14 protein-coding genes and 1 pseudogene are annotated in these 12,882 nt (G+C 61.0%); 2 read left to right on the top strand and 13 right to left on the bottom strand.

Annotated elements, in window-relative coordinates; genetic code table 11:
• The first annotated feature begins 65 nt into the window (after window positions 1-65).
• Window positions 66-839, top strand: coding sequence for a ParA family protein (locus DN387_RS00270; protein ID WP_054914890.1), 774 nt, complete (start codon window positions 66-68; stop codon window positions 837-839).
• 27 nt (window positions 840-866) lie between these two features.
• Here the strand turns inward: DN387_RS00270 and arsH are convergent, their stop codons facing one another.
• From arsH to DN387_RS00220, 10 genes are all read right to left on the bottom strand, one after another.
• Window positions 867-1,568 carry an arsenical resistance protein ArsH gene (arsH, locus tag DN387_RS00265; RefSeq protein ID WP_043860437.1) on the bottom strand — a complete coding sequence of 234 codons (702 nt, stop codon included), beginning with the start codon at window positions 1,566-1,568 and terminating at the stop codon, window positions 867-869.
• A 12-nt stretch (window positions 1,569-1,580) separates the two neighbouring features.
• Entirely contained in the window at window positions 1,581-2,051 is a 471-nt protein-coding gene (locus tag DN387_RS00260; protein ID WP_043860438.1) for an arsenate reductase ArsC, read from the bottom strand.
• A 31-nt stretch (window positions 2,052-2,082) separates the two neighbouring features.
• A complete protein-coding gene (locus DN387_RS00255; protein ID WP_054914891.1) occupies window positions 2,083-3,366 on the bottom strand; it encodes an arsenic transporter in 1,284 nt (427 codons plus the stop codon).
• Window positions 3,367-3,381: 15 nt separating this feature from the next.
• A complete protein-coding gene (locus DN387_RS00250; protein ID WP_043860440.1) occupies window positions 3,382-3,729 on the bottom strand; it encodes a metalloregulator ArsR/SmtB family transcription factor in 348 nt (115 codons plus the stop codon).
• 98 nt (window positions 3,730-3,827) lie between these two features.
• Complete coding sequence (locus DN387_RS00245) at window positions 3,828-4,526, bottom strand: epimerase (protein WP_054914892.1); 699 nt, start codon at window positions 4,524-4,526, stop codon at window positions 3,828-3,830.
• A 41-nt stretch (window positions 4,527-4,567) separates the two neighbouring features.
• Window positions 4,568-5,425 carry an SDR family NAD(P)-dependent oxidoreductase gene (locus DN387_RS00240; RefSeq protein WP_054914930.1) on the bottom strand — a complete coding sequence of 286 codons (858 nt, stop codon included), beginning with the start codon at window positions 5,423-5,425 and terminating at the stop codon, window positions 4,568-4,570.
• A 60-nt stretch (window positions 5,426-5,485) separates the two neighbouring features.
• Window positions 5,486-6,331: an SDR family NAD(P)-dependent oxidoreductase gene (locus tag DN387_RS00235; RefSeq protein WP_054914893.1), complete on the bottom strand. Its 846-nt coding sequence runs from the start codon at window positions 6,329-6,331 to the stop codon at window positions 5,486-5,488.
• 58 nt (window positions 6,332-6,389) lie between these two features.
• Complete coding sequence (locus DN387_RS00230; protein WP_054914894.1) at window positions 6,390-6,959, bottom strand: TetR/AcrR family transcriptional regulator; 570 nt, start codon at window positions 6,957-6,959, stop codon at window positions 6,390-6,392.
• A 143-nt stretch (window positions 6,960-7,102) separates the two neighbouring features.
• A complete protein-coding gene (locus DN387_RS00225) occupies window positions 7,103-8,548 on the bottom strand; it encodes a DUF6765 family protein (RefSeq protein WP_054914895.1) in 1,446 nt (481 codons plus the stop codon).
• Window positions 8,549-8,761: 213 nt separating this feature from the next.
• Window positions 8,762-8,974 carry a hypothetical protein gene (locus DN387_RS00220; RefSeq protein ID WP_054914896.1) on the bottom strand — a complete coding sequence of 71 codons (213 nt, stop codon included), beginning with the start codon at window positions 8,972-8,974 and terminating at the stop codon, window positions 8,762-8,764.
• A 127-nt stretch (window positions 8,975-9,101) separates the two neighbouring features.
• On the opposite strand from DN387_RS00220, the gene DN387_RS00215 reads away from it, so the two are divergent.
• Window positions 9,102-9,347, top strand: a complete 246-nt coding sequence (locus DN387_RS00215) for a helix-turn-helix domain-containing protein (RefSeq protein WP_054914897.1) — start codon at window positions 9,102-9,104, stop codon at window positions 9,345-9,347.
• Window positions 9,348-9,452: 105 nt separating this feature from the next.
• Here the strand turns inward: DN387_RS00215 and DN387_RS00210 are convergent, their stop codons facing one another.
• The 3 genes and pseudogenes from DN387_RS00210 to DN387_RS00200 form a co-directional block, all read right to left on the bottom strand.
• A complete protein-coding gene (locus tag DN387_RS00210; RefSeq protein WP_054914898.1) occupies window positions 9,453-9,686 on the bottom strand; it encodes a hypothetical protein in 234 nt (77 codons plus the stop codon).
• Between the two features lie 715 nt (window positions 9,687-10,401).
• Window positions 10,402-11,304: pseudogene (locus DN387_RS00205) on the bottom strand (IS3 family transposase); the annotation flags it as partial.
• Window positions 11,305-12,654 (bottom strand): IS110 family transposase, encoded by a 1,350-nt coding sequence (locus DN387_RS00200; RefSeq protein ID WP_054914899.1) that lies wholly within the window; start codon window positions 12,652-12,654, stop codon window positions 11,305-11,307. It abuts the pseudogene before it with no gap.
• Window positions 12,655-12,882 lie beyond the last annotated feature (228 nt).

Below are 12,882 nucleotides of genomic sequence, written 5' to 3'. Positions count from 1 at the left end.
TAGTATGGATGCTGTTCCCGCTGCAGCCCTGTTGCAGCGGGCCTTTGACAAGGACTCGAAACTCAATGCGCCGTGTCGTATTCAATCAGAAAGGGGGCGTGGGCAAGACCAGCATCGCCTGCAACCTTGCCGCCGTCAGCGCCGCCGAAGGGTATCGGACGCTGCTGGTGGACCTCGACCCCCAGGCCAACACCACCCACTACCTCACCGGCCTGCTCGGCGACGACATCCCGGCCGGCATCAGCGACTTCTTCAAGCAGACCCTCTCCAGCGCACCGGGCAGCAAGCGCGGGCGCGTGTGCATCACCCCCACCCGCTACGACAACCTCGACCTGGTGACCGCCAGCCCCGACCTGGCCGACCTGCAGCCCAAGCTGGAGAGCAAGTTCAAGATCAACAAGCTGCGCAAGCTGCTGGTTGAACTGTCCGAAGACTACGAGCGCATCTACATCGACACCCCGCCGTCGCTGAACTTCTACACCTTCAGCGCGCTGGTGGCCGCCGACCGCCTGCTGATTCCGTTCGATTGCGACAGCTTTTCGCGCCAGGCGCTGTACAGCGTGATCGAGCAGGTGGAAGAACTGCGCCAGGACCACAACGAGTCGCTGCAGGTGGAAGGCGTGGTGGCCAACCAGTTCGTCGCGCGCACCGCGCTGCACCAGAGCCTGGTGGACGAACTGCTGGCCGAGGGGCTGCCGGTGCTGCCGGTGTACCTGAGCAGCTCGGTGAAGATGCGCGAATCCCACGAGCTGTCGGTACCGCTGGTGCACATGGCACCGCGGCACAAGCTGTCGCGCGAATTCGTCGACCTGCTGGGGGCGCTGGAGCGGGCTGCCTGAGGGCTGCCCGCCGGTTGCGCCCTGGCGTCAGATCGACGCCTGGCGCATGCGATCGGACAACGCCTGCGCCGTTTCCTTGCGCTCGGAGTAGCGGTCCACCAGGTGCGCCTGGCTGTCGCGCAGCAGCAGCGTGAACTTGACCAGTTCTTCCATCACATCCACCACCCGGTCGTAATACGGCGAGGGCTTCATGCGGCCCTGCTCGTCGAACTCCATGTACGCCTTGGGCACGGACGACTGGTTGGGGATGGTGAACATGCGCATCCAGCGCCCCAGCACGCGCAGCTGATTGACCACGTTGAACGACTGCGAGCCGCCACACACCTGCATCACGGCCAGGGTCTTGCCCTGGGTGGGGCGAATGGCGCCGAGGGCCAGCGGCACCCAGTCGATCTGCGCCTTGAACACCGCCGACATCGCGCCGTGCCGTTCAGGCGAACACCACACCTGGCCTTCGGACCACAGCACCAGCTCGCGCAGTTCCTGAACCTTGGGGTGCTCCACCGGTACGTCGTCCGGCAGTGGCAGGCCGCTGGGGTCGAAGATGCGCGTCTGGGCGCCAAAATGCTGGAGCAGGCGCGCGGCCTCCTCGGTCAGCAACCGGCTGAAGGAACGCTCGCGGGTGGAGCCGTACAGCAACAGAATGCGCGGCTTTCGCTCGCCGGCCTGCAGGGCGGTAGGCAGGCCTTCGAACAGGCTCGGGTCGAGGTTGGGCAGGTCGTGGTGCATGGGGCCTCCGGGTCAGAGCGTGGCAATGCGGTCGAGTTCACGCTTGAGCGCGTGGGCATCGAGCTGGCTGAATGGCAGCGCGAAAAACGCCCGGCAGCGACGCTCGATACGCGCCAGCGCATGGTGAAAGTTCGCCTCCACCTCGTCGTCGGTGCCGGGTTGTTCGGAAGGGTCGGCCAGACCCCAGTGGGCCTTGAGCGCCGGGCCGAAAAACACCGGGCACGCCTCGCCTGCGGCCTTGTCGCACACGGTGATGACGATATCCGGCGGGTTGGCCGCGAAGGCCTCGTTGCCCTTGCTGCTCAGGCCCGCGGTGCTGATGCCGGCCTGCTGCAGGGTCAGCAGGCTGCGCGGCAACACCTGCCCCCTGGGGAAGCTGCCGGCGCTCAGCGCCTCGAAGCCCGCCGGGGCGAGGTGATTGAACATCGCTTCGCAGAGGATGCTGCGACAGCTGTTGGCCGTGCACATGAACAGAACTCGCATGGTGGTGTACTCCCCTTGGCAGGCAGAATGGTCAAAGGCTCAGGCGCAGGGCCAGGGCCGAAAGCGTGATCAACAGCACCGGCACCGTCAGCAGCAGGCCGACCTTGAAGTAGTAGCCCCAGGTGATGCGCGTGCCCTTGCGCGCCAGCACATGCAGCCAGAGCAATGTGGCCAGGCTGCCGATGGGGGTGATCTTGGGGCCCAGGTCGCAGCCGATGACGTTGGCGTAGACCATCGCCTCGCGCACCACACCCTGGGCTTCGCTGGCGTGGATCGAAAGCGCGCCGATCAGCACGCTGGGCAGGTTGTTCATCACCGAAGACAGCACCGCGGCAAGCAGCCCGGTGCCCAGCGATGCGCCCCACACGCCATAGGCGGCAAGACGGTCCAGCAACTGGGTGAGCAGGTCGGTAAGGCCGGCGTTCTTCAGGCCGTACACCACCAGGTACATGCCCAGCGAGAACACCACGATCTGCCAGGGCGCATCGCGCAGCACGCGCCGGGTGGAGATCACATGCCCGCGCGCAGCGACGATGAACAGCACCACTGCACAGGCCGCCGCCACGGCGCTGATCGGGATGCCCAGCGGCTCGAGCAGGAACAGGCCCACCAGCAGCGCCACCAGCACGCCCCCGCCCACGCGGAAGGTGGCGCGGTCGCGGATCGCCAGCACCGGCGCCTTCAGTGCCTGTATCTCGTACACCGCCGGTATGTCGCGGCGAAAGTACAGAAACAGCACCAGCAAGGTGGCCGCCACACTCACCAGGTTCACCGGCACCATCACCGCTGCGTATTCGCCAAAGCCCAGGCCGAAGTAATCGGCCGAGACGATGTTCACCAGGTTGGAGACCACCAGCGGCAGGCTGGCAGTGTCGGCAATGAAGCCTGCGGCCATGACGAACGCCAGGGTCGCAGCCGGGGAGAAACGCAGCGCCAGCAGCATCGACATGACGATAGGGGTAAGGATCAGCGCCGCGCCATCGTTGGCGAACAGCGCCGAGACCGCAGCGCCCAGCAGCACGATGAAGGCGAACAGCCGGCGCCCGTTGCCGCGCGCCCAGCGGGCCACGTGCAGGGCTGCCCATTCGAAGAAGCCGGCCTCGTCGAGCAGCAGGCTGATGACGATGATCGCGATGAAGGTGGCGGTGGCGTTCCACACAATCGCCCACACCGTGGGGATGTCGTGCAGCGACACCGCGCCCAGCGCCAGGGCCAGCAGTGCGCCGAGGCTGGCGCTCCAGCCGACGCCCAGGCCGCGGGGTTGCCAGATGACCAGGGTCAGGGTGAGCAGGAAAACAGCGATGGCAGTCAGCATCGGGGGGCTCCTGGCTCAGCAGCAGGCAGCAGCACGAACGGGGCGACCGTCCATGTTGTGCAAGCGTGTGGTGTTGTCCTTGAGCCAGTCGGCATTGGCGCGCAGCGTCACCTGCAGCAGGTCGTGCACCCAGCCGGGCAGTTGCGGGTTGAGACGGTAGTACACCCACTGCCCCTGGCGACGGTCGAGCAGCAGGCCGCTGGTACGCAGCTGCGCCAGGTGGCGGCTGATCTTGGGCTGGCTGTCGCCCAGGGCGCACATCAGCTCGCACACGCACAGCTCGCCCTGCTCTGCGATCAGCAGCGCAGCGCGAGCGCGGGTTTCGTCGGCCAGGCTCTTGAACAGCTCGGGTGGGGTAATCATTGTGGGCGGCCCTTACATATGGATAACCGAATATACGGATATCCATATGTTATCTGCAACCGGATTTTTCAGCGCCTGCCATCAACCTCCCCAGCGCGTCACCCGCCGTTGGGGGCCGGTTTTTCGCGCAAGGCCGTGTGGTAGATCTGCGCCGAATCGAGCACGGGCTGGGTGGCACCATGGCGGGCGATCGACAGCATTGCCTGGCCGATGACCTCGGTGCTCAGCACCTTTTCGGGCAACAGCGCACGCGCCAGGCTCAGCAGCGGGCCGGTGAACCGGTAGAACACACGGTACGCGCGGGTTCTGGAGGTGGCCCCATGCAACGGTTGAATCACCGCCGGGCGCAGGATGTGCACGCGCCTGAACGGCAGGCGCAGCAGGCTGTTCTCCGTCATGCCGCGCACCCGCGCCCACATCGTCGAGCTGGTTTCGCTGCTGTCGGCGCCCGCCCCGGAGACGTAGATGAAGGTGGCATGCGGGTTGAGCTCGCACACGCGCTGGGCCACCGCCAGGGTCAGGCGGTAGGTCATGTGGGTGTACTGCGCCTGGGTCATGCCCGCCGCCGAAACGCCCAGGCAGAAGAAACACGCATCCACATCGCGCAGGTCGTCGTCGAGCAGCGTGGACGGGTTATCGGCGAAGGCCGGCCTGACCACCTGCCGGAGCTTGGGGTGCTGGGCGTTCAGGCGTGAGCGCCCGATCAAGCGAACGGACTCCACATCCTGCGCCGCCAGGCATTCGCGCAGCACCCCGCTGCCGATCATGCCGGATGCACCAAAGATCACTATGTTCATGGCGTAGGCTGGCCTCGCTCAGTTTGAAGGGTGCGCCGGCTTCATGCCGACGGCCATTGCGGCGGTGCCGTGCCGAAATCGGCCGCGAGGCTGACCGGCTTCCAGCGCTGCATCGCTTCGCTGCGGGCGGCCTCTTCCACCTCCACCACATACAAGGCGTCCGACCCCAACAGTAGACGCGACGGCAGCCCTTCACGAGCGGCCAGCGCCACGATCAGCTGTGCAATGCGCTCGGGGTCGCCCACTTCGTTGCCCACGTAGGACTCGATCAAGGCCTTGAACGCGGCCATCGACGCCATGTAGTCCGGGGCCAGCTCGGTGAGCGTGCTGCGGGCCTGGTGGCCCCAGTCGGTACGCATGCCGCCGGGCTCCAGGGTGCACACCTGGATGCCGAACGGCGCGACCTCTTTGCCGACCACGTCACTGAACCCGCCCACGGCCCATTTGGCCGCCTGATAGGCCGACAGGCCCGGGCTTGCGATGCGACCGCCGGCCGATGACACCTGAAAGATATGGCCGCGGCCCTGGGCGCGCATCACCGGGATGGCCGCACGGGTGAGGTTGACCACGCCGAACAGATTGGTCTCGACCTCGGCGCGAAAATCATCGGTGGGGATGTGCTCGAACGGCTGGATATGGCCGAAGCCGGCGTTGTTGACCAGCACATCCAGCCGGCCAAAACGGCGCACGACCTCGGCCACGGCGTGCCTGGCCTGCTGTTCGTCGGTCACGTCCAGTTCGAACGTGGCCAGGTTGGCGCCGTACTGCGCCTGCAGCTCGACGAAGCGTGTGATGTCGCGTGCAGTGGCCAGCACCTTGGCGCCGCTGTGCAGCGCCGCCTCCAGAATGGCGCGCCCCAGGCCTCGGGACGCACCGGTAATCAACCAGACTTCAGACATGATCATTCAACCTTTTCAAAGCGCCGACGCGGCGCATGGGCAACGTAAAAGAGGGGCTGCTCACTCGGGCCGAAAGCCGGCCTTGCCTTCCAGCATCACAGACTCGGCAAGCGCCTTCTGTGCCTGAATGTCCGCCAGGCTGCGGGCATAGCCGGCCTCCAGCGCCGCATAGGCATCCCCGCCGAGCACGGTGCGCAGCGGCGGTGTCTGCAGCTGGCTGAGGGTGTAGATGGCGTCGGCCATTTTCAGCGGGTCGCCCGAGGCGGTGTCTTCGCCATGCTGTTCGATCCACCCGCGCAGGTTGCCGACCGCACTGCCCTTGTAGGCGTCGAGCTGCTCGGTCCAGCGGATGTTGGCCACGAAGCCGGTCTTGATCGAGCCTGGCTCGATGATCAGGGTGTTGATGCCGAACTCGGCCAGCTCTTGCGCCACCGCTTCGGCGAAGCCTTCCAGCCCGTACTTGGCCGCGTGGTACAGCGAGCCGCCCGGGTAGGCGGTACGGCCGCCGACGCTGCTGACATGGATGAAGGTACCGCGCTGCTGTGCGCGCATCGCCGCCATGAAGGCGCGGGTGACCTGTATCGGCGCCATCAGGTTGAGCGCGATCTGCTGCTCGACTTCGGCGTCGGTCATCTCTTCCATCGCACCGATCACCGCCCCGCCCGCGTTGTTGACCACCACCTCCACATCGGGATGGCGGGCGGCAACGGCGCGTACCTGCTCGCGGTCGGTCACGTCGAGCGCTTCCATATGAAGGCGCTTTGGATACGCCTGTTGCAACGCCTGCATCGCCTCCACACGGCGCACTGCGGCGACCACGGTATGCCCCTGGGCCAGCGCCTTTTCGGTAAGGGCCAGGCCCAGGCCACCCGAAGCACCGGTAATGAACCACTTTTGAACAGCCATGAAGATACTCCTGTTACAAATTGTGAGTGATTAATCACTCAGTTAAAAGGCAAGGCTTTTACGCCGTAATGGCGCGCCACAGCATATGGAAGCCCAGCTGGCGGTGGCCGTCGGCCTCCTCCGGGGACTTCTCGATGTGTTCGATGGTGGTGGTGGCGATACTCTCGATCACGGAAGAAATGAAGCTGATCGGGGCGTCGATCAGCACACCGTCCTCTACCCCGCCCTCCATCGTCCTGGACACGGCCTGGAACGGCTGCGCGCCCAGTGCGCGGGTTTCTGCGGTCACCTGCCCCGACGCCGACAGCCGTGCCAGCACCACGCGCTCCAGGGCATTGTTCAGGCCCCAGCTGACATAGCGATTGAAGATGTACTCCATGCGCTGGCGGTAGTCGGCCTGGGCCGGGAAGTCCGACATCATGGCCGTCACCAGGCTTTGCTTGAGGTGCAGGTAGAGCTCCTGGAACAGCACCTCCTTGCTGCTGAAGTAGGTGAACAAGGTGCCGTCGGCAACCCCGGCGCGCCGCGCGATGCTCGACGTGCTGGCCATCACGCCCAGCTCGGCGACTGCCTGCATCGCAGACAACAGCAAGGCTTCACGTTTTTCGGGGCTGAGGGGACGTGCCATGGAGGGAGGTTCGCTTAAGAAGACTGAGTAATCAGTCAACTATATTCCTGACCCTTGGGCGAATGCAAGGGGTGGATGGCGCGACGGTGCCGAACGGCAAACCCCCGGCATCGCGCCGGGGGGTTGATAGCCGTTATCCGGCGCTACTCGAACAGGTTCACGATGGCGTCCGACAACGTACTCCGCTGCCGCGACCACGAGCTTGTGAAGTGATAGATATCGTTGGCCTGAACGTAGTGCTTCACGAACTGGAAGTGATAGTCGGCGGCAATCTGGAACAGATACAGATCGCTTTGGATATTCACGTAGTTGGTGCCGAAGCGATGGATCTCGGTACTGATCTGGACCATGCCCTCCAGAACCGCATGGGTGTCGGGCTCCAGGTCCACATTGATTTCCGAAGTTGGCTTTTCGGTAAGAATGCGCTTCCAGGCGAGCTCCGAACTCTTTCTTCCCGAAGTGCCCTTGGTAAGGTCGCAGGGGGCCTCGATGGCCTGGCGGGCTTTGCTCATTTCGTCTTTGATGCGGTCATCCAACTGCAACTTCCTGCCTGTTTTTACCTGGCAAAACAAACTGGTCAACTCGAGCCAGGCGGATTCATATTCCTTGGGGTTATCGCGCTCGACCATCTGCTTGGGGTTGGACCAGCAAGGCTTGTACCTGAACTTGGCGAAACTGTAGTCGGGGAAGTGCCCGAGCCAGCCGTGGCCCAGATAACTGGTACCGCTGGGGGCCGCTTCGAAGTTGGGGTTCGCGAACGGCACGCCCTTGGTGTCCGATGACTTCAGGACTTTCCTGTTCCAGTTTTTCGACGAGCCGTCCATGTAATAGATGGCCTGTGGGCCGTAGCCCATCTTGGACCATTCCCAGGAGTCCGGGTCGTAGTCCGCATCCCAGTAGGTGTTCATCACGTTGTCGAGGCCGCAGTGGTCCTGGTGGGCCCAGGTGTCGGCGATCACATGCGCCCTGACCCCCAGCAGGATCAGCCTGAACCTGCGCAGCACGTCTGCGCGATTGTCCTTCAGCACCTCTGCCCCGCCGATGGCCAGGCTGATGATCTTCTCCAGCCGGTCGTCATCGGTGGCGCAGAGCACGGCATCTTGAACAAGCCTGCGCGAGAGTGCGCTTTGCGGCCGGTTGAGCATCTTGCCGTATTGCAGATCCTTCACCTTGCTGGCGTTGTACTTTCTCAGTATCTGCTCGCCGCCGAAGGTGTCGCGCTTGATGAACTTGGGCAGGTAGTTGGCCACTTCGGCGCCATGGGTTTCTTCTCGGCTGGGCGTGCCGGCAGGGTCGTTGTAGTTGCCGGGGATGAAGTGGTACGAGCACCACAGGCCATCTTCAGGCTCCCCCATCGTGCCCAGCAACCCGCCCTGGTAGGTGTAGCGAGGGTTGTCCATCTTGGCGACGACGTTGTACTTGGCAGATTTTTGGGTGTCGCTGACCAGGCTCCAGTAAGAGGCATAGGTGCTCTCGCTGAAGAAGTCGATGAAGTTGGCTGCCTTGGCAATAAGGGTTGCATCGTCCTTGTTGAAGCCGCCGCACAGTGCTGAGTGGTAAGTACCGTAGAAGTGAAAATCCTGATCCATGCCGCTTTCCCCTAAACAGTTTTTGTTTAACAAAAAAAGACCGCAAGGGTTTATAGGCACAGCTTTAAATAGTGTCAAATGGCCATTAGTCAATGATAATTGTTATTTTTATTTCGTGTATTAACGTTGGGAAAGTGCGGTTTGATGGGCATGGCGATATAGAGCGGTTCTATTTAAATTCATGGCCAAATGGAGACAGTCTGCGCTCAGTAATCAGCCGTCAGACTTGAGCAACTTTCCACACTGCTCACTGGCCAACTGGCTGATGATCCGGATGGCCTGATGAATACCCGCCGTGTTGCGAAAGCTCAGCTGCGGGTTGTGCTCGCACTCCAGCACCTCGTCATGCTGGACGAGCGCTTCACCGAGTAGTTCGAGGGTCCAGGCGTAGCGTTGGATGGTGGACAAGCGTTCTTGGTCGGTCATAGGGATACCTGCTTCACAGCTTGCTGGATAGAGAGGGGGAAGAAGCTCGATATAGGCCACCAGGCAATGCGCGAATGGGGCGTAAATACCGTGGTCATATAGGCATCATAACGGGACGATTCTTTCCATGGCAAGAATCTCCGCAACCCTCGATACCGATGGCAGTCTGAAAAAGCTCGGCGCAGCGATCCGGGCTCGACGCCTGGCGCTTGCGCTGTCCCAGGAAGCGCTGGCCGACGCGGCAGGCGTGGACCGTTCGCACATGGGGAAAATCGAGCGAGGGGAAAGGAACGTCACATTCCTCAACATCTTGCGGATTGCAGTTGCGGTGGGGTGCAAGCCTTCTGAGCTGTTGGTTGATGCGAGTCTTTAGAAGTGTGCTTTTTGGAATTGATCAAAGGTTCGATTGATAGGACTTTGATAAGCCGCGCCTAATCTGTGCGCGCGGCATATTCAATGGCGTTCAACCAAACTGTTCTCAGCCGCCCTCACCCGAAATTGGATCTTCATGTTCAAGCAACTTGCCACACTGCTCACTGGCAAGCCGGCTGATGATCCGGATGGCCTGATGAATACCTGCTGTGTTGCGGAAACTCAGTTGCGGGTTGTGCTCACACTCCAGCACTTCGTCATGTTGAACGAGCGCTTCACCGAGCAATTCAAGGGTCCAGGCGTAGCGCTGGAGGATAGACAGGCGCTCAAGGTCAATCATGAGGATACCCGCCCTGTGACTTGCAGGTGGCCTGCGTGAAGATGGAGTAGAAATGGTGCGTGGAAAACGCCGCCGGCGTACCGAGGCGGAGAGCGGATGCGAGGATCCTGCTCAGAATGCGAATAGGCATGCATGAGACTCCAAGTTTGATTTTGGAGCTACCACGATCCTTCCTACGGGATTGGGTGGCAGCTGTGCATGGGGTAGGAATACCGGGAAACTTGGAACCCGGCCAGGCCGAAGCCTGCCCACGCACAGCCGCCATGACACGTCACAGCAAGCGAAAAAAAACGCCAGCCGTTGTGATGGGGGCGCCTAGTGCATGCGCCAAGTTTACCAGCAGGTTCCTACACCTGATCGCAGATTTTTCTGCGACTGGAGGAATTTATGCCTCGTGGGATCGATTCGCAAGCGCTGGGGCGGGCGGAAATTTCCTAGATTTTTGAAGGAAGGGGGATCAAAAAACTGATTTCCTACAACCTGGATGTACGGTGTCTTCTTGCGGCCAATTTACTTTCCGAACTCCAACATTAAATAGACAAAACGAGACAGGCAGAACAAGAAAGCCCGCACTAGGCGGGCTTTGTGAGGTGGTGCGGAGACGGTCATAGACTTCTGGAAACTGGCCTCTGGTGCGGAGACAGGAATCGAATGAGGGCCACTATACCCCGTAAATATTGAACTTCGAACTTTCATAAAAGAAAAAGTGTAGTGGTCAACTAATCCCGGACACTGCGTTAAGTTTTTCTTCAACCACGGCGGGCGCTAGTCCGCCGTTGAATTGGTGTGGCCGTTGCCAGTTGTACCGCTGCATCAAAAACCGACCAATATCCTGCTGTGCCAGGGAAGCACTCATGTATCCCACTGTTGGCACCCATTCTGTTTTCAAACTGCGAAACAACCGCTCCATCGGCGCGTTGTCGTGGCAGTTTCCCCGTCGACTCATGCTCTGTTTGAACCGATAGCGCCACAGCCGCTGACGGAAGCTTCGGCTGCCGTATTTGCTGCCTTGGTCGCTGTGAAACAGCACGCTCTGTGGCCGACCACGCTGTTCATAGGCCATGTCCAATGCCTTGAGCACCAGGTCGGAATCGGGCCTCGCTGAAAGTGCCCAGCCCACCACGCGGCGGGCGAATAGATCGATGACGGCAGCCAAACAGTGCCAGCGACCTTGAGCCCAGACATAAGTGATGTCACCGCACCAAACTTCGTTTGGTGCCGATACGGTGAACGCTCGATCCAGCACGTTCGGGATATCTGGTCGCTCGACCGTCGCTTTTTTGTAGGCATGTGAACCGGGTTGCTTACTGATTAGCTTCATTTCGCTCATCAGCTTACGCACCTTGAAGCGCCCAATTTCTATGCCGTCCTCGCGCATCATGAACATGATGCTTCGGCTGCCCGCCGCGCTGCGGCTTTGGGTGAACAGTTCGTCCACTCGGCTGCGTAAAACCAGCCGCTCAACGTCGGAAATTCGACGTTTTCGGCAGTGCGCGTAGTAGCAAGATCGGGTGACTTCAAATACCGAGCACAACAGATCAACAGGCTCTTGAGCGCGGAGCTGATCAATTAACGCGAACGCTCGTGTTCCTCGGCCATCAAGAGCGCGGTGGCCTTCCTAAGAAACACCATCTGCCGGTTGTAGCGTAAAACCAAACTCGGCCGCGCGCCGATGCAATCCTTTCACCACTCGCTCCCGATATTTTTGCTCGTAATGATCGGCTCCCGGGTCTTGATAATTCATGCCGAAACGCATGGCGTTGTAGAACAGGATGGCGATCTTTCGCGCAGTGGCCGTGACGGCTTTGGCTTTACCGATTCGAGCCGCGAGACGTCGATAGAACGCCCCCAATGCCGTATTGGTTCTGCCGACGGTTACTGCTGCAAGCCGTAAGTGGGCGGTCACTCGATTTTTGGTTTTCCGGGTATGCGCCGAAAGTACCTTGCCACCACTGATGCGGCAGCCGGGGGCGAGCGTCAACCAAGAGGTAAAGTGGTGGCAGGTGCGCCATCGGCTTAAATCCGTGCCGCACTCGGCGACCAGTCGTAGCGCCAGATAGGGGCCGATGCCGTGGATCTGCGTCAGATCGACTCCGACCAATTGATAGAGCAAGGTACGGACATCGAAGTTGAGCGCATTGGGTTGCCGTGTGTTGTGGCGTGGTTTTGGCAACGGCTCGGCGGGAGCTACCTTTTGCTGAGAGAGTGCCATCAATGTTTGCGCAATCTGCTGATCACAAACAACGACTTGCGCCTGATAGGCGTCATACATGGACAGCGCCTGCGTCAAAGCGAAAACGTGCTCGGGCTGGTAGTTGCCGACCAATGACGCTTCAATTACATCAATACCAGCCTTGCAACGCTTGTCGCTCATCGCTGCTAGTGAAGAAGGATTACGCTCGCCTGCGACAATAGCCCGGATTATCCGCATGCCTGTCAATCCGGTGATATCGGCTACGACGTGATGCAATTGCAGGTTCATGTGCGTGAGAGCTTTTTGCATGTGCTGGATATGTGCTGCGGCATAGTCGAGATGACGCTCGCGCAGCCTCAAGTAACTGCGTAAGGCCGAAATCTCTTGGGTTGGATGAAAGCTAGCGCGCAGCAAACCGCAAGCATGGAGTCGTTGTATCCACTGTGCATCATTCACATCGGTTTTACGCCCTGGCATGGCGCGAGCCTCACGGGCGTTGGCCAGTACCACCCGGAGACCATGCGTTTCCAGTATTTCGTAGACGGGAATCCAGTAAACGCCGGTCGACTCCATCGCAACGGTGGTGATGCCGAGATTCACCAGCCAGTTGGCCATGCGCTCCAAGTCAGCCGTGAACGCCTGGTAGGTTTGAACAGATTCTTTGGCCAGATCGGCGGGAACGGCCACAACATGGAAGCGTGAGCCAATATCAATGCCGGCTGCGCGATCATGAATAACCGGTAGCCCACGCTGCTTGAGATCGTGCTTTTTCATGAGCACCTCCAGTCAAGTTGACTGGACGGGGACTCGGATCAAATCACCTTCCTAAACGGGGTCACGAAACGCGCCACCACTAACGGGTCCGCAGCTTCCCCTGGGTCAAGTTTTTTGACGGGGACTTAGCCTCCAAAAAGCCAGCGACCACTGTCCAGTGGGGTAAGTGTAGAGCACGGTGTTTCTAGTCCAGTGGGCCACGGAGTGCCGGGGAGGCGGTTTTTTAGG

Origin of the sequence: Pseudomonas sp. FBF18 (assembly GCF_024261405.1) — a bacterium.
Lineage (GTDB): Bacteria > Pseudomonadota > Gammaproteobacteria > Pseudomonadales > Pseudomonadaceae > Aquipseudomonas > Aquipseudomonas palmensis.
Note: the sequence above shows the minus strand (reverse complement) of the source record. Positions and strands in the feature narration are given on the sequence as shown.